The organism is Pseudomonas sp. Pseusp21 (assembly GCF_059492145.1).
Genome location: NZ_CP168520.1, coordinates 2,156,247 through 2,175,911 on the forward strand (window position 1 = coordinate 2,156,247; position 19,665 = coordinate 2,175,911).

Genomic DNA, 19,665 nt, shown 5'->3' on the forward strand with positions numbered 1-19,665 from the left:
ACCGCCACAAGACTGCCCTCGTCGATCTCCAAAACACCATCAACCAACAAGCCGGCCTGCTGGAGGCGATCAACCGCTCCATGGCAGTGATCGAATTCGATGTCGACGGTGTCGTTCTGCGCGCCAACGACAACTTCCTGAAAACCATGGGTTACACCCGTGAACAGGTAGTCGGCCAGCCCCATCGCCATTTCTGTTCTCCAGAGTTTGCCCGTGGCAATCAGTACACCGAGTTGTGGTCGCGATTGAAAAGCGGCCAGTTCCAGTCCGGCACCTTTGAACGTATTGACAGCCAGGGCCGACCAATCTGGCTCGAAGCCAGCTATAACCCGTTCAAGGATGACTCGGGTCGCGTGGTGAAAGTGGTCAAGTACGCCATGGATGTCACCGCCAAAGTGCAGCAGGAAAGCGAAGCCAATGCGAAATTGCAGGCGATCGACCGCGCCATGGCGGTGATCGAATTCGATCTCGACGGCAATATCCTCACCGCCAATCAGAATTTTCTGACGCGCATGGGCTACACCCTCGCCGAACTCAAAGGCAAACATCACCGTTTGTTCTGCCCCGCGCAACTGGTCAACAGCAGCGCCTACCAGGATTTCTGGCGCCGATTGAATCAGGGCGAACTGTTTCAGGGCCAATTCGAACGCGTCGACAAACGCGGGCAGACCGTGTGGCTTGAAGCCAATTACAACCCGGTCTACGACGCCGCCGGCCGCTTGTGCAAAGTGGTGAAGTTCGCGTCGGACGTGACCGCCCGGGTCGAGCAGCACGAGCAGGATGCGCGCAGTGCCAGCGCCGCCTATCACATCTCGGTGGCCACCCGAAAAGTCGCCGAGCAAGGTACGCAAGTGATTCAGCAAGCGGCCAGTGAAATGCGCGAAATTGCCGACGACATCGCCGAATCCTCAACCCTGATCGCACAACTCGGCGAGCGCTCCGAGCAGATCACCGCCATCGTCAACACCATCCGCGCGATTGCCGATCAGACCAATCTTTTGGCCCTGAACGCCGCCATCGAAGCTGCGCGTGCCGGCGAGCAGGGTCGTGGCTTTGCCGTTGTAGCCGATGAAGTTCGGCAACTGGCGGCACGCACCAGCGGCTCGACAGCGGAAATTTCCAACATGATCGGCCTGATCCAGACCGAAACCCGTCAGGCGATCAAGAGCATGGACGGCACCCGTGGTCGCGCGGCACAGGGTGTTGAGCTGGCGGATCAGGCCGGCACGGTGATTCTGCAGATCCGGGACGGCGCCAGCGAAGCAGTGGAAGCCGTGAGCATGTTCGCCAATGACCGGGCGCCGGGTTAAACGCGATCACGGCAAACGCAGCGCCCGCCCCAGTTCGTCGAACAGCGTGACCACCGAGCGCAACGCGCGGCAGTCCGGGCGGGTCAGCAACCACAGCGCGGTGTCGTAACCGTGCAAGGGTTCGCTCAGGGCTTGCAGACCATCATCGATCAGAAAGTCCGGCAACGCCGCCACGCCCAGTCCGGCGCGGACCAGTTCCGTCACCGACAACATGCTGTTGCAGCGATAGCTCGGCGTCACACCGGGCAACTGCTGACGGCGCCAGGCGACGGTCGGGTGATCGGGCAGAAAGTCGTCCGGGGCGATCCAGGTCAGTGCCGCCAGATCGGTCGCTTCAACCTTTTGTAGATAACGCTGACTGGCGCAGACCCGGTAGGAAATCTTCGCCAGCTCCCGTCCGACCAGATGCTCCGGCGGTGTACGCGTCAGGCGCAGGGCGATGTCGGCATCGCGGCGGCTGAGGTTGGCGAAATCGTTGGAGGTGCTCAGCTCGATGGTCAGCGCCGGATAGTTCGGCATGAACTGCGCCAGCGCCGGCAGCAGCAGACCTTGCAACACCGAATCAGTACAGGTCAGGCGCACCGTACCGCTGACCACTTCGCCGCCCTGCTCCACACCGATACGCGCTGCTTCCAGTGCTTGCTCGGCACGTTCGGCCTGCTCGGCCAGTGTCTGCGCGAGGCTGGTGGGCAAATAACCGGCGCGGCTTTTTTCGAACAGTTGCTGGCCGAGTGATGCTTCCAGTCGGCGCACGGCGCGAAACACCGTCGACACATCGACCTTCAACAACTGCGCGGCCCGGGCCAGAGAGCCGCCGCGCACTAAGGCGAGAATCAGGGCCAGATCCGGGAAATCCAGTTGGTATTGCGCGGCTGCATTGATCACTTGGGCAAACGCCAATTTAGAGTGCGTGAACGCCAATCTATAGTGAGCGTCATCCCTCAACAAGCACAGCGAGTCCTCATGGAATCCAGAGCCCTGCGCATCGCCCTGATTGGTGATTACGATCCGCAAGTCATTGCCCACCAGGCCATCCCGGTCGCCCTTGGACTGGCGGCGGAACACCTTCGCCGTCCGGTCGATTTCCAATGGTTGGCCACCGACCGAATCCTGCCGGAGACACCGCTGGAACATTTCGACGGCTTCTGGTGTGTGCCGGCCAGTCCCTATAAAAGTGAAGACGGCGCCCTGCGGGCCATCCGCTTTGCCCGCGAGCAGCACCGCCCTTTCCTCGGCACCTGCGGCGGTTTTCAGCATGCGGTGCTGGAGTTTTCCCGCAACGTGCTGGGCTGGGCCGACGCCGAGCATGGCGAAACTTCGCCTGACTCGAGCCGCGCAGTGCTCACACCGCTGACCTGCTCGCTGGTGGAAGCAGTGGACAGCATTCATCTGGTGCCCGGTTCGTTGATCGCCAGGGCGTACGAAACGTCGGTAATTCGCGAAGGTTATCGCTGCCGCTACGGTGTGAATCCGCAGTTCGAACGGGAGTTGCTGACCCATGAACTACACGCCGTGGGTCACGATTCGGCAGGCGATCTGCGCGCCATCGAACTGAAAAACCATGTGTTCTTTGTCGCCACGCTGTTCCAGCCGGAACGTGCGGCGCTCAAGGGGAACTTGCCACCGCTGGTGCGGGCGTTTGTCGAAGCCTGCTCGGAGCACTGTCGATGAAACCGAACACTGCGTGTTTCGCCGTGATCTTCACGTCGACCCGCACCGAGGGCGACAACGGCTATGCCGAGGCCTCCGAGCGCATGATGCAACTGGTGGCCGAGCAACCGGGTTTTCTCGGCATCGATTCGATCCGGGGCGCGGACGGGGTGGGGATTACGGTTTCGTACTGGGAGAGTGAGGCGGCAATTCTGGCCTGGCGCGAGCATCCGGAGCATCGGGTGATTCAGGCGCGCGGGCGGGCTGAGTGGTATTCGGCGTTTCATACGCGGGTGTGTCGGGTGGAGCGGGAGTATCGGTTCGGGAAATGAATATTGCGCCATCGTCAGCAGGCTGGCGATGGCGGCAAATGATTCACCGAAGCATCTCAGCCCTTCACCAGACTACGCACCGCCTCAATCTCCGGCACTTCGCGTTTACTCATATAAACGCGCAACGGCTCGGTAATGTTGATCCGGTCATCGATGTTCTGATCCAGCAGCAACTGGATCAGTTCGCGCTTGAGGGTCATGGTCTGTTCGGTGGTGGGTGCCCAGACGAATTCGCTGCACGGAATGATGCCGTCATCGGCCACGTCCATGCCGAACGAGTCCTCACTGAAGCGCACGATGTACTGGCCGGTCTTGCGGTTGAGGCCGACGAAGCCCTTGAGGTCGTCGGCGGCCTGGCAGATGAGTTGCGATGTGATGCGCATGGTAAACCTCACGAAAAGGATCGATGGTCTACACGCAGGGCAATGGGTGGCGCGCCCTCTGCCGGGGCGGTTGCCGTGCACAAGCGTACTGCAAACGAACGCACAAAAGTGCGCAAATTTTCGCTTTCAGTACGTTTATGTCGGTCTCGCGATAGCACGTTTTCGTTTGAGTTGCTAAAAGGTACATCTTCGAAAATACCTGCGAAAGGACCTCGACATGCCCGCCACGTTCACCAAAAGCGCACTGCTGCTGAGCCTGATGCTCGGCCTCGGTCAGGCCCACGCCGCCGGCCAGCCAACCCCGGTTGCGCTCGCTGCCTCCGAGGGCATTCCGCACCCGGCGGTGATCGCCCACCGTGGCGCGTCCTTCGATGCCCCGGAATCCACCGCTGCGTCCTACAAACTGGCCCGCGACCTGGGCGCCGATTACCTGGAAATGGACTTGCAGCGCAGCAAGGACGGCGTGCTGTTCGCCCTGCACGACGACAACCTGCAGCGCACCACCGACGTCGCGACCAAGTTCCCGGAGCGCAAGGACAGCCCGGCCAATGCCTTCACCATGGCCGAACTGAAAACCCTCGACGCCGGCAGCTGGTACAACGCCAAGTACCCGGATCGCGCCCGCCCGTCCTACGTCGGTCTGAAGATTCTGACCCTCGATGAAATCATCGACATCGCCCAGGCCAATCCGAAGCACAAGCCGGGCCTGTACATCGAAACCAAGGAGCCGAAGCTGTTCCCGGGGATCGAGCATGACCTGAAGGAAAAACTCCGGGCTCGTGGCTGGTTGATTCCGGCGGACGCCAAACCGGCGAAAAACGTCGCCAGCGTCGGCGAGAGCAACGGCAAGGTGATCCTGCAAACGTTCGAGAAGAGCAGCCTGGAAATGCTGCAAAAGGAAATGCCGCAGGTGCCGAAAATCCTGTTGCTGTGGGTCGGCGAAGGCAGCATCGAGCCGAAATCCAAAGTGACCTTTGCCGACTCCGGCGAGAAGGACAAGAACGCGTTCTACGGCAAGCAAGAGCCGAAATCCGAAGCCGAGTTCAAGCAGTGGATCGACTACGCCAAGGCACAGGGTGCAATCGGCACCGGCCCTTCGGCGAAGCTGACCCACGGCGGCGATCAGAGCTATTCGGATCTGGTGCAGCCATGGATGAATAAATACACCCACGATCAGGGCCTGCTGGTGCACGTCTACACCGTGGATGAGCCGGTGGACTTCGAAAAAGTCATGGCCGCCGGCGTCGACGGCATTTTCACCAACCGCGCCAGCGAACTGCTGAAATTCTTCAAACGCCCGGCCGCCGCCAGTGTGGATCAGGTGTTGAAGAACAACGGTTTCTGATCTGTAAATCCGCGCGTCAGTCAGTGTTGCGAGCAGGCTCGCTCCCTCGGGAGTCCAGCCTGCTCGCTGCGTTTTAAGGGTGAGTTAAGTTGCGGCGATTAACCTGAACTCACTTAAACGAATCACCCAAAGGAATAACCGATGAAAACCCTGACTGCCCTGTTTACCGCTGCCGCCCTGACCCTCACCGCTGGCCTGGCCCAGGCTGACGTTCGCGTTGACCAGATCCCGCAACTGGTCAAGGAAGGCAAGATCAAGTCGCTGGAGTCGATGAACGCAGAAGCGCTGAAACTGCATCCGGGTGCGACCATTACCGACACGGATCTGGATAACCACTTCAATGGTTATGAGTATGAAGTTGAACTGCGTGCTGCTGATGGCAAGGAGTTCGATGTGGACTTCGATGCGACCACCGGCAAGGTGCTGAGCAACAAGCAAGACACTTGATTGGCTGATAAGACAAAGCCGCACGACTTTTGGGTTGTGCGGCTTTTTTGTGTCTGGCGTTTGACGAAACTCCGGTTTCGCCTGTGAGAACCATCCCCTCACCCCAGCCCTCCCGAAACGTCGGACCGCCCCCAAGGGGGCGAGGGGGAAAGGGAGCCGATCTTCATGCTGTTCAAACCTGAGTTCGACTCAGAACTGTCAGGTCGGTGTAACTCGAACATTCAACTCCGTCAGTCCCCTCTCCCTTTGGGAGAGGGCTAGGCGGGCGGCGTTCCGATGAGGGGAAAAGGCTTCACGCGGTCGTACTGACCAACGAACCGGAAGTACCGCTGTCCGAATCCTGCAAAGCCGCCAACAACGCCGCCGTCGCCGTCTGCAACGAAGCCGACGTCGTCGCGATCTGCGATTGCGCAGCCGCGACATCCGCAGCCTTGGCGTCCTCACTTTCCTGCTTGGCCTGAGCCGCTTGCAACGCCTGCTGCTCTTCCAGCAACTGCTTCTGCAACTCGGCGATCTGCTTGCGCAGTTCCTTCACCGTATCCGATTCATCGCTGCTGGAACTGCTGTCGCCCGCCGGCGCCGCACCACCGCCCGCCGCGACTTTGCTGGTGTCGGCTTTCACGCCGGTGCTGGCCGCCGCGGTGGTCGAGGTGTCGTCACCGGTGTCGGCAATCGAGGTTTTGCGGGTAGACGTGGTGACGGTCTGATTGATCGAAACAGACGTGATGCTGACCATGGGGAATCTCCAATGCCGGTGATAGATAACCGGGCATCGGCGGCGGTCTGCACGAATTGAGATCGACTGTGTACCGACTCGGTATCCGAACCGGTACACAGTCCCTGGCCGGTCAGACGCTCAGGCGAGCGGTGACGTCGTTGAGTTGGCCGGACAGGCCGTGCAGGTTCTGGCTGGCGCTTTCGGTGCGCTGCACGTTGTCGAGGTTGGTGCTGGCGATCGAGGTGATCTCGGTCAGGTTGCGCGAGATGTCTTCGGCGACCGAGGTCTGCTCTTCAGCCGCCGTGGCGATCTGACGGTTCATGTCGCGGATCGCCTCCACCGCGTGGGTGATGCGCTCGAGCATGGCACCGGCCTGGGTCACTTGCTCGACGCTTTCATCGCTGCGGGTCTGGCCGCTGTCGATGGCGTGGGCCGCATCCACCGCGCCGGTCTGCACGCTGTGGATGATCTGGTTGATCTCGATGATCGACTCCGCCGTACGCTGCGCGAGGTTGCGAACCTCGTCGGCGACCACCGCAAAACCACGCCCGGCTTCACCGGCCCGGGCCGCTTCGATGGCAGCGTTGAGCGCCAGCAGGTTGGTCTGCTCAGCGATCCCGCGAATCACTTCCAGCACCTTGCCGATGCGGCCGCTGTCGGCTTCCAGACGACGGATGACCGTGGCGGTGTTGGCGATTTCGCCGCGCATCTGGGTGATGCTGTGGATGGTGCTCTGCATGACCTTCTCGCCCTGTTGCGCGGACTGGTCGGCATCGTCGGCAGCACGAGCGGCGTCGGCCGCATGACGGGCGACTTCCTGGGCAGTGGCGGACATTTCGTTCATCGCGGTGGCCACCTGATCGGTGCGGTTGAACTGTTCGTTGGTGCCGCCGGCCATCAGCGTGGCGATGGCATTCAACTCGCCGCTGGCGTTGTCCAGATCCTTGGCGCTGCGTTGCAGATGATTGAAGGTTTCGGCGAGGAAATCGCGCAGGGTGTTGGCGGCTGCCGCCAGGTTGTCCAGCTCGTCCTGACGGTCACTGACCACGCGCTCGACCAGACGGCCCCTGCTCAACTGGGTGACGTAGTCGATGAGCTTGCGGATCGGCTCGACCAGGTTGCGGTTGACCAGCCACAGGCTCAGTAAACCAATCAGCAAACCCGACGCGAGCATCACCAGCAGCCCCAGCCACACAGTGCGATCAGCACTGGCGCTGATCTGCGCCGATTGCTCGGTGCCCTGCTTGCGCAACTCGGCGACCAGTTCGCTCATCTGATCGCTGGCGGCACGGTCAACGCCTTTGACGGCGGCATCGCCAGCAGTCGGATCGGCACCGGCGGCGACGTAGGCATCACGACCCTTCTGGTACGCAGCGCCGAGCAGACGATGTTCTTCGCGCAGGCGTTCGATGCGGGTTTTCAGCGCAGGCTCGAGGCCTTTCTGGTTGGCCAGCTCACCGAGGATGCCCTGCACATCGCGCTGACGGTCTTCGAACTGGCCCCAGTACTTGGCCAGATCCGCCGTTTGCTTGCCGCGCAGCAGGACGTTTTTCCACTCCTGGACCTGCACCTTGAATTGCAGGTTGGCTTCGTCGATCAGTTGCGAAGTGTGCAAGGGGCCGGCGATCAACTGGCTGTAACTCTGCACGCCATTGGACAGGAAGTGAAAGCAGGCCAGCGCGATCAACAGCATCGCCAGCAGGCTGCCGCTCAGCAGGGCGAGAATTTGCGCTCTCAGGGATTTTTGCAGCATTGCAGGTACTCGGGACAGGGATGAGGCACGTCCGGTAAGACGTGATTTTTTAGCCGGACATCCGTGTCGGCGGACCTTGGCTCTTGGCCGAAGGCGCGCAACCTAACTCATGCGTGATCGGCGTGCCAGAGGCCTTCTTGAGTCATTTCCGACGGCCGGTAACGCGTTGATTTGACGTCATTTTGCTGTCACACAAGCGTCATGTGACATTGCGATGATGCGGCTCAGGTGAATCTGCAAATCCCGCGACAGACGCCTCCTCGCAGCGAGCCTTCATGAACCACAGCCTCGATATCAGTCATCGTGATCCTGACCTGTTCGGCCTGCTTTACGGCTTTCGCTTTCGCCCCGGCGAACGCGGGCGCGAGGTGGATTCGGCGACCGCCCTGCGCTGCCTGCAAGACGACAGCGACAGCGAAGAATTTCTCTGGCTGCACCTGAACCTGGCCCACGCTGCGTGCGAGCGCTGGATGAAAAGCCATCTGCAATTGCCCGAGGAATTTTTCGAAGCGCTGCACGAAGGTTCACGTTCGACCCGCATCGAGCATGTCGATTCGGCGTTGCTGGCGGTGGTCAACGATGTGGTGTTCAACCTCAGCAGCATGGTGTCGTCGGACGTGTCGACGCTGTGGGTCTGCGTGCGCAGCAAACTGATTGTCAGTGCGCGTCTGCAACCGCTGCACTCGGTGGACAAGCTGCGTTCTTCGGTGAAGGCCGGCGAGTGCTTTCGTTCGCCGTCGGAACTGTTGGTGCACCTGCTGCGCGACCAGGGCGAAGTGCTGACCCAGATCGTGCGCAAGACCAGCATGAGTGTCGATCAGGTCGAAGACGAATTGCTGTCCTCGCGACTGTCGACCAACCGCGCCGAACTCGGCGCCAACCGGCGAGTGCTGGTGCGCCTGCAACGGCTGCTGGCGCTGGAACCGGGTTCGCTGCTGCGCCTGCTCAACCGGCCGCCGCCCTGGTTGCAGAAGGAAGACGTGAAGGAGCTGCGCAAATCCACCGAGGAGTTCGCGCTGATCATCAACGACCTCACGGCTCTGGGCGAGCGAATCAAGCTGTTGCAGGAAGAGATCGCCGCCAACCTCAACGAACAGAGCAACCGCACGCTGTTCACTCTGACCGTGGTCACGGTGCTGGCGCTGCCGATCAACATCATTGCCGGTTTCTTCGGCATGAACGTTGGCGGCGTGCCGCTGGCCACCGATCCGGAAGGGTTCTGGATTCTGGTGGCGCTGGTGGCGACGTTCACCGTGATTGCCGGGCGCTGGGCGTTTCGCAAGCGGCGGGATTACTAAGAGCCGACTGCCCCTGCCGCTCGTTCCCACGTCGAGGCGTCGAACCGTCCGCGTGGGAATGCCGCCCGAGACGCTCCGCGTCCCTGTGACGCAGAGCGTCACCTTATGCATTCCCACGCGGAGCGTGGGAACGATCACCGCCTTCAGATCAGCGGTGAAGCTAAAAACCCAAACACTGATCTGTCGCAGTCTCTCTGTAATATTTAGCAACGATCATGGGCAACACTCCTTCCCCCGCTCAGGATTGTCCGCCCATGGCTACTCCCTCCCTGACCGTCAGCCCGGCCTCCGCTGCCAGTGGCAGGCCGGCGCTCGACAAAAAAACCGGCCCCTTCACTTACGTGGTGTTCTTCGCCGTGCTGGCCATGGGAATGCTGTTCACCGCCTACAGCCTGATGCACGACATGCACGAACTCGGCACGGTGGTCACCACCTGGACCCCATTCCTGCTGCTCGGCGTAGCGCTGTTGATTGCACTGGGCTTCGAGTTCGTCAACGGCTTCCACGACACCGCCAACGCCGTGGCCACGGTGATCTACACCCACTCTCTGCCGCCGAATGTGGCCGTGGTGTGGTCGGGATTCTTCAACTTCCTCGGCGTGCTGCTGTCCAGCGGTGCAGTCGCGTTCGGCATCATTGCGCTGCTGCCAGTAGAGTTAATTCTGCAAGTCGGCTCGTCCGCCGGTTTCGCGATGATCTTCGCCCTGCTGATCGCGGCGATCCTGTGGAACCTCGGCACCTGGTGGCTGGGCCTGCCGGCCTCGTCATCGCACACGCTGATCGGTTCGATCATCGGCGTCGGCGTGGCCAACGCGTTGATGCATGGTCGCGACGGCACCAGCGGTGTGGACTGGGCCCAGGCGACCAAGATCGGTTACGCGCTACTGCTGTCGCCGCTGGTGGGTTTCGGTTGCGCAGCGCTGTTGCTGCTGGCGCTGCGCGCGTTCGTGAAGAACCGTTCGCTGTACAAGGCGCCGGAAGGCAACACCCCGCCGCCGTGGTGGATTCGTGGTCTGCTGATCCTGACCTGCACTGGCGTGTCCTTCGCTCACGGCTCCAACGACGGCCAGAAAGGCATGGGCCTGATCATGCTGATTCTGGTCGGCACCCTGCCGATGGCTTATGCACTGAACCGCACGATGCCGGAAGAACAATCGCTGCAATTCGCCGCCGTCGCCCAAGTGACCCAGCAAGCGCTGGTGAAAAGTGCGCCACTGCCGGCACCGGCCGATCCACGCGCCGTGCTCTCCGACTACGTGCGCAGCAAGGAAGCTACGCCACAACTGGTCCCGGCCCTCGCCGTCCTGACCGGGCACATCGGTGAAGAAGTGAAAGGCTACGGCTCGCTGGCGAAAGTCCCGGCCGAGGCCATGGGCAACGTGCGTAACGACATGTACCTGGCCAGCGAAACCATTCGCCTGATGGACAAGAACAAGGTCGGCAGCTTCGACGCCGACACCAGCGGCAAGCTGCAACTGTTCAAGCAGCAGATCGACAACGCCACGCGGTTCATTCCGCTGTGGGTGAAGATCGCCGTGGCGATTGCCTTGGGGCTGGGCACCATGGTCGGCTGGAAGCGGATCGTGGTCACGGTCGGCGAGAAGATCGGCAAGACCCACCTGACCTACGCCCAGGGCGCCTCGGCGGAAACCGTGGCGATGCTGACCATCGGCGCTGCCGACATGTTCGGTCTGCCGGTGTCGACCACTCATGTGCTTTCGTCCGGTGTGGCTGGGACCATGGTCGCCAACGGTGGCGGTTTGCAGATGAAGACCATCCGCAATCTGCTGATGGCGTGGGTACTGACGTTGCCGGCGGCGATTCTGTTGTCGGGCAGCCTGTATTGGCTGTTTACCCAGATTTTCTGATCCACCCCAAATCCCTGTGAGAGCCCTTGCTCCCACAGGGATTTGCGGCAGGAATCAGAGCGTCGAACGAATCAAATCCCCCAGCCAGTCCATGAACACCCGCACCCGCAACGGCAGCTGCCGCTGCCTCGCGTACAACAGTGAAATGCCCATCGCCGGCGCGGTGTATTGCGGCAGCACGGTGACGATCTCGCCGCTGTCCAGATAGGTGTTCATCCCGGTGCGCGGCACCTGGATCAGACCAAACCCGCCCAGGCACGCCGACTCGTAGGCATCGGTGCTGTTGACCGTCACGCTGCCGGCCATCGGTACGCGGTGCACTTGCCCGTCCTGCTCGTAGACAAACCCTTCCGAACGCGAACCCAGCACACCGACGTAGTGCACCAGCCGATGCTGCGCCAAGTCTTCCAGAGTCTGCGGCACGCCGTAACGCTCGAGATACGCGGGGCTGGCGCAGTTGATCATGCTGAAATCCCCCAGATGCCGCGCCACCACCGATTGATCGGGCTGCGCGCCGATGCGCAGCACGCAATCAAAACCTTCGGCGAGCAGGTCGACCCGACGATCGGTGCTGCTGATTTCCAGTTCCAGGTTCGGATGACGGGCCATGAATTCCGGCAACTTCGGCATGATCAGCCGCCGCGCCAGAATGTTCGGCATGTCAATCCGGATCCGCCCGGTCAGCGACGCTTCGTCCTGACGGAACAGGTTTTCGATTTCGTCCATGTGCGACAGCAGATCCTTGCTGCGTTCATACAGCGCGAGGCCGTCCTGAGTCGCCTGGACCTTGCGCGTGGTGCGTTGCAGCAGGCGCGTGCCGAGCAGGGTTTCCAGCGCCTGCACCTGCTCGGACACCGTCGAGCGCGGCAGCCCGAGACTCTCCCCCGCCATCGTGAAACTCGACAATTCGCTGACCCGGACGAAGGTGCGCAGCAGTTCCAGTTTGTTCATGGGCCACCCATTGATTGTTCGGACAATCCGACCAGTGATTCCGGTTTCAGTCTGTTTATCACCTCATGGCGGATAAATAAACTGTGCCCCATCAACCGTCACCGCCATCGAGGAAAACCCATGAACCGCAAAATCGCATTGATCACCGGTGCCAGCCGTGGCCTCGGCAAGAACGCCGCCCTGCACCTCGCCGCGCAAGGCGTGGACATCATCGGCACCTACAACAGCCGCGCCGATGAAGCCCAGGCGCTGGTCCAGGAACTGGAATCGCTAGGCGCCAAAGCCGTGATGCTGCAACTGGATGTCGGGCGCAGCGAAGGCTTTGCCGATTTCGCTGTGCGAGTCGAGCAGGCGTTGCAACAGCTGGAGCGTCCGCGCTTCGATTTCCTGATCAACAACGCCGGGATTGGTGTGCATGCGTCGTTCGCCGACACCACGCCGGAGCAGTTCGACCTGCTGATGAACGTGCAGTTGAAAGGGCCATTCTTCCTGACTCAGCAACTGCTGCCGCTGATCAATGATGGCGGGCGGATCATCAACATCTCCAGCGGTCTGGCCCGCTTCACCCTGCCGGGTTATGCCGCCTACGCGGCGATGAAAGGCGCGATGGAAGTGCTGACCCGTTATCAGGCCAAGGAGCTGGGGGCGCGGCAGATCGCCGTGAATATCCTGGCACCGGGCGCCATCGAAACCGACTTCGGCGGCGGCGCGGTGCGCGACAATTCGGCGCTGAACGCCATGGTCGCCAGCAACACCGCGCTGGGCCGTGCCGGGCAGCCGGATGACATCGGCGGTGCGCTGGCGCTGCTGCTGTCGCCGGGGGCACAGTGGATCAACGGTCAGCGGATTGAAGCGTCGGGCGGGATGTTTCTCTAAACCCTGCAAAAATCCCGGACAAAAAAAATCGCTGCCCTCACAGGCGGCGATTTTTTGTTTTCAGCTCTGGCAAACGCTGCGCATCACCAGCCGTTCGCGCACCACGTCATAACCCCAGTGATAAACGTAGGTGTATGGCAGGAAGAACAGCAGCACGCCGATGTCGAGCAGGAACGCCTGCCACAGGCTGACCGACAGCCACCAGGCAATCAGCGGCACGCCCATCACGATCAACCCGCCCTCGAACAGCAGCGCGTGCGCCACTCGCACCCAGGCGTTGTGAGCGATGTTCCAGCGCTTGAGCATCCGGTCGAAGAAGCCGTTGAACACCACGTTCCAACCCAGGGCCAGCAACGCGATGGCCATGGTGACGGCGCCCATTTCGACCAGCGGTTTGCCCATGATCCACGCCAGCAACGGGGTACAGATCAGGATCGCCAGCAATTCGAAACCGATGGCCTGGAAGATACGTTCAGTGATGGATTTGTTGGCAGTCATGGCCGAAGTCCTCTGTGAAGATGGTTGCCATGATCCAGCACCACACCGATACTTCATAACCAATAACCATCGATCAAGGCGATAGTTCATGGCGTCTCAGGAAGTGTTGCTCGCGTTTGTCCAGGCGGCGACTCAAGGCTCTTTTTCAGCGGCGGCGCGCAAACTCGGGCGCAGTCAGTCGACGGTGAGTGCGGCGGTGGCGAGCCTTGAGATCGATCTGGATTTGATCCTGTTCGACCGCAGCAGCCGCAAGCCGACGCTGACCCCGGCCGGGCACGTGATGCTGCAACGGGCCGAGGCGATTCTGGCGGCCACCAGCCGCCTGGAAATGACCGCCCGGCAATTGGCTCAGGGCGTCGAGCCGAAACTGACGGTGGCGATTTCCGACACTTATCAGTCCGACCGTTTCGAAGCGGCACTGGTGGGCTTCGAACAACGTTATCCGGACCTGGAGCTGGAATGCCTGATCGCCGAGTGCGATGACCTGATCGAACTGGTGCAGCGCGGTCGAGCGCATCTGGCGTTCGCCGAAATGCAGGACAACTACCCACCGGATCTGGCGAGCGCGACCGTCGCCGAGCGTACGGAAATCGCCTTGTTCGTGGGGCGCGGCCATCCGTTGGCGACACAGGAATCCATCGATCAAACGATCCTTGAACAGCATCGCGAGCTGCGCCTGGCGACCATCGTCAATCCCTATGACAGTCGCAGCAAAGGTCGGGTGTGGTCGGCGCCGAGTTATCTGATGTTGCTGGAAATGGCCGAGAAAGGCTTCGGCTGGGCCCCGCTGCCGCGCTGGCTGGTGGAGCGTTTCGGCAATGACTTGCTGGTGGAACTGAAGGTGCGTGGCTGGCCGAAACCGGTGTTCGTCGATGCCCTGTGGTCGCGGCTGTACCCGCCGGGGCCGGCGGGGAGCTGGTTGCTGAGCAAGATGCTGGAGTAGCTCAGGCCGCCTCGATCGCTGCCGGGCGGTTCACCTGAAAATACTCGTGCAACCCGCGCATCGTCGGCAACTCCAGCGCCTGCGCCGCGTAACACAATCCCACCCGCCGGGTCGGCGCCGGCAGGTGCAGCGCGCGCACGACGATGCGCTCGTGCCCGCTCACCAGTGACTGCGGCAACATCGCCACACCGACACCCGCCGCCACCATATGCAACGCCTGTTGCAGTGAACCGGCATGTCCCGCCACCGCTTCCGGCGAGCGTCCGTACAGCGCCATCAACCGCTGATGTGAAGGATGCTGTGGGCAGGTGATCCAGTCCTCGATCGGCGCCCAGCCTGCTTGCGCGTTTGCCATCGGATGATCGAGAGGCAGCGCCATCACATAGGACTCTTCCCACAGCGGCAGGAACAGTTCGTCCTCGCAGCACATTTCCTCGACCGCCAACCGACCGTCGCCATGACAGCCCTCCTCCAGGGTCAGCAGCAGATTGGGCATCGCCTGATGAGCCATCCGCACGAAGGCTTCGATGTGACTGGCGGCGATGTCGCCCTCGATGCCGAGGGTCAGCGGTGCGCGATTTTCGCGGCCGCGAAACATCCGGCTCAGCGCCTCGGATTCGGCCACCATCCGGCGTGCCTGCGGGTACAGCAGTCGCGCTTCGTCGCTGACGTCCACACCACGAGGCTGACGCACAAACAGCGTTGCGCCGAGCTCCTCTTCCAGCTGTTTGATGGTCACCGACAACGTGGGCTGACTGATGAACAGCCGTTGCGCGGCAGCGGTGATGTTGCGTTCCTCGAACACCGCGAGGAAGGCTTTGAGATGGCGGATATCCATAGGAAATTCCGATAGCAGACAGAGGAATAAGGCATTTTTCAGCCTCCAGCGGGCTAAATATACTGCGTCACGAATCTGGTTATTTGTTTTTCTTATCTCAGGAGTTCAACCATGAGCAAGCCCTTGATCATCATCACCGGCGCCAGCTCGGGCATCGGCGAAGCCACCGCCCGCCGCTTGAGCGCTGCCGGCCATCCACTGTTGTTGCTGGCGCGGCGCATCGAACGCCTTGAAGCTCTGGCACTGCCGAACACCCTCAGCCGCCGCGTCGACATCACCGACCGCGGCGCTTTGCTGGCCGCCGTTGCCGAGGCAGAAGCGCAATTTGGCCCGGCCGATGCGCTGATCAACAACGCCGGGGTGATGCTGCTGGGCGAGATGAGCAAGCAGGATCCGGCGCAGTGGGACCAGATGCTCGACGTCAACGTGAAGGGTCTGCTCAACGGCGTGCACGCGGTGGTGGCCGGGATGATCGAGCGCAAGCATGGCACCATCATCAACGTCAGCTCGGTGGCCGGGCGCAAGACCTTCCCCAACCATGTGGCCTATGTCGGGACCAAGTTTGCGGTGCATGGGCTGTCGGAGAATCTGCGTGAAGAGCTGTCGCCGCATAACGTGCGGGTGACCACGATTGCGCCGGGTGCGGTGGAGACCGAGTTGCTGAGCCACACCACGGATGAGGCGATCAAGACCGGGTATCAGGCCTGGAAGCAGGACATGGGTGGCACGGTGTTGAGTGCTGAGGATGTGGCGACGGCGATTGCTTATGCGTATGGGCAGCCGCAGGGGGTTTGTATTCGGGAGATTGTGATGGCTACGACTCGGCAGCAGGCCTAAAAGCTAAAGGCGAAAGGCAAAATCAAAAGCGCCCTCACCCTAACCCTCTCCCGGAGGGAGAGGGGACTGACCGAGGTGTCTTACGTCATACATCGACCTGAAAAATCGAGTCGATTATGGATTCACGGCGAATTAGTTCACGTCGGCGTCGAGGTGACTTACGTGAGAGTAAGACCTGAAAGATCTGGTCGATTATGGATTCAAAAAAACACTTTCAGGTCGGCGTATATCCCCAATATCCCCGGATCGGTCCCCTCTCCCCCCGGGAGAGGGCTAGGGTGAGGGCAAGCGGTCCAAAGCCGAAAGCCGCCCCTCGATAAACCGCCGCTCCGGCTCTTGCCGAGTCAATTCCAAGGCTCGCCGGTAAGCCGCCCGCGCCTCCTCAACCCGCCCCAACTGCCGACAAAACTCCGCCCGCGCCGAATGCGCCAAGTGGTAATCCTGCAATTCCCCACGGTCCAGAATCCCTTCAACCAGGGTCAACCCCGCCAGCGCCCCGTCACGCTTGGCCACCGCCACCGCCCGGTTCAACTCGATCACCGGCGACGGCACCGCCCGCAGCAACACGTCATACAGCCCGACGATCTGTTCCCAGTCGGTCTCCCCCGCCGTCGGCGCCTCGGCATGCACCGCCGCAATCGCTGCCTGCAGGCAGTACGGCCCGAAGCGTCCCGTGGTCAGCGCCTTTTCCACCAGATCACAGCCTTCGGCGATCAACTCGGCATTCCACAATCCGCGATCCTGATCATCCAGCAGAATCAGTTCACCATCAGGCGAAGAGCGCGCCGAACGCCGCGATTCATGCAACAACATCAACGCCAGCAAGCCCATGACTTCCGGATCCGGCAACAACTCCAGCAGCAACCGCCCGAGACGGATCGCCTCGCGGGTCAGGTCTTCGCGGGTCACCTGGGCGCCGCCGGATGCCGAATAGCCTTCGTTGAACACCAGATAAATCACCCGCAACACGCTGTCGAGGCGCTCGGGCAATTCGCTGAGGGCTGGAACTTGATAAGGGATTTTCGCATCGCGAATCTTCGCCTTGGCGCGCACGATGCGCTGGGCAATCGCCGCCGGGGCCGAGAGGAATGCCCGGGCGATTTCCTCGGTGGTGAGGTCGCAGACTTCACGCAGGGTCAGCGGCACTTGCGCGTCCGCCGCCAGCGCCGGGTGGCAGCAGGTGAAGATCAGGCGCAGGCGGTCGTCTTCCACGTCTTCGGCGTCCCATTCGGACTGTTCCAGTTCTTCCAGTTGCGCCAGCAATAACGGCTGCGAGGCCTTGAACCGCGCGCGACGGCGCAACACGTCGATCGCCTTGAAGCGCCCGGTGGACACCAGCCAGGTTCGCGGATTGTCCGGCACGCCGTCGCGCTGCCAGCGTTCGACCGCGACGAAGAACGCCTCGTGCAAGGCTTCTTCGGCGAGGTCGAAATCGCCGAGCAGGCGGATCAGGGTCGCGAGGATCCGCCGCGAGTCTTCGCGATAGACCTGCTCGACCCGCGCCCTGACTTCAGACATTCAACTGGCGCACGGGACGCACTTCGACGCTGCCGACCCGGGCCGCCGGAATGTTGCCGGCGACCTGAATCGCTTCGTTGAGGTCCCGCGCGTCGATCAGGTAGAAACCGGCCAACTGCTCCTTGGTCTCGGCGAACGGGCCGTCGGTGATCGACAGCTTGCCGTTGCGCATGCGCACCGTGGTGGCGGTCTGCACCGACTCCAGCGCTTCGGCGGCGACCATCCGGCCGCTGCCCTGGATCGACTCGGCGTAGGCCCAGCACTCGGCGTCTTCCGGGCTGTCGGGCGACGAATGCAGCAGGCGCTCATCGCTGTAGACCAGGCATAAATACTTCATGGCGTTCTCCTGAATCGGACGGATCAACTATGGCTGAAGATCAGGGTTTCGCATCGAACAGGGTCGCGCCGGTCATCGGATCGAACGGTGCCGACCAGTGTTCGTGGGCAATTTTCCAGGCCCCGCCGACCTGCCGGTAACAGGCGGTGACGCGCATCCAGCAACTCTGGGTTTCGCCCTTTTCATTGGTCCCGCCGCAATTGGCGACCCAGTGGGCGAAGGCGATGTTGTCGGCGGTCTCGATGGCGATTTCGTGGAACTCGAAAATGTGCGGGCCGGGGCACATTTCCATGCAATCCACCCAGTGCGCGCGGTAGGCCGGCTTGCCCTTGAATTGCAGGGCCTTGATCGCATCGAAGGAAACGATGTCGTCGGCGTACAGGGCCATGACTTTTTCCACGTCCTTGGTCATCACCGCCTCGCGGTAGGTATCGATCAGGCTTTGAATCTGCGCTTGCGTACTCATGGGGTTTCTCCCTGGTTTTTGTTGTGAAGACACCCTTAGTCGTTCGGCGATTTGCCGGATCGACAGTTGAAACAAAAAAATTCCAGGGAACGCAAAGTCGCTAGAATCCGAGGCTCAACTTTGTAGGAAAAAGGAAATTCCCTTGTCAGCCAAACTCGTGCCGTACGAGAGCCTTAACGACTTGCAGCGCCAGCAGGTCGAAGCGATTGAAATCCACGCCGAGCAGATCAAGTTCTCCGGCGACATCCACGGCGCCCTGCACACGCTGCTGTCGAAACCCGGCCCTGGCGTGAAGGGTTTTGCCCTGCTGGCCGAAGATAAGCCAGTGGCGTTCCTGCTGCTCAAGCGCCCGCCGGTTCTGCCGGAATGGGCCGATGAACACAGCGCCACCCTGCATGCGTTGCAGGTCGATCACCGCGCACAGGGCAACGGTTACGGCAAGGCCTGTCTGCTGGCGCTGCCGGAAGTTGCGCGCCAGACCTGGCCGGAAATCAAAGGGCTGGAGCTGTCAGTGGACGCCGACAACGACGCTGCGATTGCGCTGTACGCCAAGTACGGCTTCGTCGACAGCGGCGAAGCGTACAAGGGCCGCATCGGTTACGAGCGGCGCATGGGGCTGTTCTTCTAATCGTCGAAGGAGCAACGATGATCGATTCAATCGAAGCGCTGGAAGCCATCTACGGCTTGCCCCACGAACGGGCGGTGCGCAAGCAGATCGGTTTTCTCAACGAGGACTATCAGGCGATGGTCCGGGTTTCGCCGTTGGTAATTGTCAGCTCGGTTGGCGCTGATGGCATCGACGGTTCTCCGCGCGGCGATACGCCGGGGTTTGTGCGGATCATCGACGAGCGCACTCTGGCTCTGCCGGATCGCCCGGGCAACAACCGCATCGATACCTTGCGCAACGTGCTGCACGATCCGCGGGTGTCGCTGCTGTTCATCATTCCGGGGATTGGCGAGACGTTGCGGGTCAACGGCACCGCGTCCATCAGCGCTGATCCGCAGTTACTGGATAGCTTCGCGGTGAACGGCAAACCGGCGCGCACGGTGTTGCTGGTGACGGTGGAGGCGGCGTTTTTTCATTGCTCCAAGGCATTCGTGCGTTCGGATGCGTGGAATCCGCAAACCCACTTACCGCGCTCGGCGCTGCCGACGGCGGGTGCGTTTCACAAGCGTCTGAATGATGGGCAGTTTGATGCCGAGGCCTATGATCGCGAGGCCCCGGCCAGAGTACGTGACACCCTCTACTGACCCCGCCCACCGATCGTTCCCACGTCGAGGCGTCGAACCGTCTGCG

The 19,665-nt window shown here is 61.5% G+C and carries 21 protein-coding genes and 2 pseudogenes; 13 read left to right on the plus strand and 10 right to left on the minus strand.

Features of this window, described 5'->3' with window-relative positions; all coding sequences use genetic code 11:
* Positions 1-80: 80 nt before the first annotated feature.
* Together ACEN93_RS09705 and ACEN93_RS09710 are read left to right on the plus strand one after the other, a co-directional pair.
* A pseudogene (locus ACEN93_RS09705) lies at positions 81-764 on the plus strand (PAS domain-containing protein); the annotation flags it as partial.
* A gap of 108 nt (positions 765-872) precedes the next feature.
* A pseudogene (locus tag ACEN93_RS09710) lies at positions 873-1,310 on the plus strand (methyl-accepting chemotaxis protein); the annotation flags it as partial.
* 6 nt (positions 1,311-1,316) lie between these two features.
* On the opposite strand, the gene ACEN93_RS09715 reads toward ACEN93_RS09710, so the two are convergent.
* Positions 1,317-2,231, minus strand: coding sequence for a LysR family transcriptional regulator (locus ACEN93_RS09715; protein WP_371855242.1), 915 nt, complete (start codon positions 2,229-2,231; stop codon positions 1,317-1,319).
* A 42-nt stretch (positions 2,232-2,273) separates the two neighbouring features.
* On the opposite strand from ACEN93_RS09715, the gene ACEN93_RS09720 reads away from it, so the two are divergent.
* Together ACEN93_RS09720 and ACEN93_RS09725 are read left to right on the plus strand one after the other, a co-directional pair.
* Positions 2,274-2,981: a CTP synthase C-terminal region-related (seleno)protein gene (locus ACEN93_RS09720; RefSeq protein ID WP_495611345.1), complete on the plus strand. Its 708-nt coding sequence runs from the start codon at positions 2,274-2,276 to the stop codon at positions 2,979-2,981.
* Positions 2,978-3,292: an antibiotic biosynthesis monooxygenase family protein gene (locus tag ACEN93_RS09725; protein WP_134334298.1), complete on the plus strand. Its 315-nt coding sequence runs from the start codon at positions 2,978-2,980 to the stop codon at positions 3,290-3,292. The genes ACEN93_RS09720 and ACEN93_RS09725 overlap by 4 nt, the downstream gene beginning before the upstream one ends.
* Positions 3,293-3,348: 56 nt before the next feature.
* On the opposite strand, the gene ACEN93_RS09730 is transcribed toward ACEN93_RS09725, so the two are convergent.
* Positions 3,349-3,675, minus strand: a complete 327-nt coding sequence (locus ACEN93_RS09730; protein WP_039773311.1) for a DUF2025 family protein — start codon at positions 3,673-3,675, stop codon at positions 3,349-3,351.
* A 217-nt stretch (positions 3,676-3,892) separates the two neighbouring features.
* Here ACEN93_RS09730 and ACEN93_RS09735 point away from each other — a divergent pair, with 217 nt between their 5' ends.
* A complete protein-coding gene (locus tag ACEN93_RS09735; protein WP_490841212.1) occupies positions 3,893-5,020 on the plus strand; it encodes a glycerophosphodiester phosphodiesterase in 1,128 nt (375 codons plus the stop codon).
* Between the two features lie 141 nt (positions 5,021-5,161).
* The gene (locus ACEN93_RS09740) at positions 5,162-5,467 is read left to right on the plus strand and encodes a PepSY domain-containing protein (protein WP_103386044.1); all 306 of its coding nucleotides are present in this window, start codon (positions 5,162-5,164) and stop codon (positions 5,465-5,467) included.
* A 292-nt stretch (positions 5,468-5,759) separates the two neighbouring features.
* Here the strand turns inward: ACEN93_RS09740 and ACEN93_RS09745 are convergent, their stop codons facing one another.
* Entirely contained in the window at positions 5,760-6,203 is a 444-nt protein-coding gene (locus tag ACEN93_RS09745) for a hypothetical protein (RefSeq protein ID WP_495611346.1), read from the minus strand.
* A gap of 112 nt (positions 6,204-6,315) precedes the next feature.
* Positions 6,316-7,938, minus strand: a complete 1,623-nt coding sequence (locus ACEN93_RS09750) for a methyl-accepting chemotaxis protein (protein WP_495611347.1) — start codon at positions 7,936-7,938, stop codon at positions 6,316-6,318.
* Between the two features lie 275 nt (positions 7,939-8,213).
* Between ACEN93_RS09750 and ACEN93_RS09755 the strand changes: the two genes are divergently transcribed.
* Positions 8,214-9,236 carry a transporter gene (locus ACEN93_RS09755; RefSeq protein WP_163976219.1) on the plus strand — a complete coding sequence of 341 codons (1,023 nt, stop codon included), beginning with the start codon at positions 8,214-8,216 and terminating at the stop codon, positions 9,234-9,236.
* 254 nt (positions 9,237-9,490) lie between these two features.
* On the plus strand, positions 9,491-11,104 hold the full coding sequence (locus tag ACEN93_RS09760) for an inorganic phosphate transporter (RefSeq protein ID WP_495611348.1): 1,614 nt from the start codon (positions 9,491-9,493) through the stop codon (positions 11,102-11,104).
* Positions 11,105-11,158: 54 nt separating this feature from the next.
* On the opposite strand, the gene ACEN93_RS09765 is transcribed toward ACEN93_RS09760, so the two are convergent.
* Complete coding sequence (locus tag ACEN93_RS09765) at positions 11,159-12,055, minus strand: LysR family transcriptional regulator (protein WP_414882102.1); 897 nt, start codon at positions 12,053-12,055, stop codon at positions 11,159-11,161.
* 120 nt (positions 12,056-12,175) lie between these two features.
* Between ACEN93_RS09765 and ACEN93_RS09770 the strand changes: the two genes are divergently transcribed.
* Positions 12,176-12,931: an SDR family NAD(P)-dependent oxidoreductase gene (locus tag ACEN93_RS09770; protein ID WP_490841214.1), complete on the plus strand. Its 756-nt coding sequence runs from the start codon at positions 12,176-12,178 to the stop codon at positions 12,929-12,931.
* Between the two features lie 60 nt (positions 12,932-12,991).
* On the opposite strand, the gene ACEN93_RS09775 is transcribed toward ACEN93_RS09770, so the two are convergent.
* Positions 12,992-13,429, minus strand: coding sequence for a multidrug/biocide efflux PACE transporter (locus tag ACEN93_RS09775; RefSeq protein WP_495611349.1), 438 nt, complete (start codon positions 13,427-13,429; stop codon positions 12,992-12,994).
* An 88-nt stretch (positions 13,430-13,517) separates the two neighbouring features.
* Between ACEN93_RS09775 and ACEN93_RS09780 the strand changes: the two genes are divergently transcribed.
* Complete coding sequence (locus ACEN93_RS09780; protein ID WP_495611350.1) at positions 13,518-14,372, plus strand: LysR family transcriptional regulator; 855 nt, start codon at positions 13,518-13,520, stop codon at positions 14,370-14,372.
* A gap of 1 nt (position 14,373) precedes the next feature.
* On the opposite strand, the gene ACEN93_RS09785 is transcribed toward ACEN93_RS09780, so the two are convergent.
* Positions 14,374-15,210 carry a LysR family transcriptional regulator gene (locus ACEN93_RS09785; protein ID WP_074688263.1) on the minus strand — a complete coding sequence of 279 codons (837 nt, stop codon included), beginning with the start codon at positions 15,208-15,210 and terminating at the stop codon, positions 14,374-14,376.
* A gap of 111 nt (positions 15,211-15,321) precedes the next feature.
* Between ACEN93_RS09785 and ACEN93_RS09790 the strand changes: the two genes are divergently transcribed.
* Positions 15,322-16,047, plus strand: coding sequence for an SDR family oxidoreductase (locus ACEN93_RS09790; RefSeq protein ID WP_495611351.1), 726 nt, complete (start codon positions 15,322-15,324; stop codon positions 16,045-16,047).
* A 273-nt stretch (positions 16,048-16,320) separates the two neighbouring features.
* On the opposite strand, the gene ACEN93_RS09795 is transcribed toward ACEN93_RS09790, so the two are convergent.
* The 3 genes from ACEN93_RS09795 to ACEN93_RS09805 are packed head-to-tail and all read right to left on the minus strand — an operon-like array spanning position 16,321 to position 18,368.
* Complete coding sequence (locus tag ACEN93_RS09795) at positions 16,321-17,565, minus strand: RNA polymerase sigma factor (RefSeq protein WP_495611352.1); 1,245 nt, start codon at positions 17,563-17,565, stop codon at positions 16,321-16,323.
* Positions 17,558-17,902 (minus strand): YciI family protein, encoded by a 345-nt coding sequence (locus ACEN93_RS09800; RefSeq protein WP_007951101.1) that lies wholly within the window; start codon positions 17,900-17,902, stop codon positions 17,558-17,560. The genes ACEN93_RS09795 and ACEN93_RS09800 overlap by 8 nt, the downstream gene beginning before the upstream one ends.
* Positions 17,903-17,942: 40 nt before the next feature.
* On the minus strand, positions 17,943-18,368 hold the full coding sequence (locus tag ACEN93_RS09805; RefSeq protein ID WP_039766156.1) for a YybH family protein: 426 nt from the start codon (positions 18,366-18,368) through the stop codon (positions 17,943-17,945).
* A gap of 142 nt (positions 18,369-18,510) precedes the next feature.
* On the opposite strand from ACEN93_RS09805, the gene ACEN93_RS09810 reads away from it, so the two are divergent.
* Both ACEN93_RS09810 and ACEN93_RS09815 read left to right on the plus strand, forming a co-directional pair.
* Positions 18,511-18,996 carry a GNAT family N-acetyltransferase gene (locus ACEN93_RS09810; RefSeq protein WP_039766155.1) on the plus strand — a complete coding sequence of 162 codons (486 nt, stop codon included), beginning with the start codon at positions 18,511-18,513 and terminating at the stop codon, positions 18,994-18,996.
* Between the two features lie 17 nt (positions 18,997-19,013).
* Positions 19,014-19,619, plus strand: coding sequence for a pyridoxamine 5'-phosphate oxidase family protein (locus tag ACEN93_RS09815; RefSeq protein WP_074688270.1), 606 nt, complete (start codon positions 19,014-19,016; stop codon positions 19,617-19,619).
* Positions 19,620-19,665 lie beyond the last annotated feature (46 nt).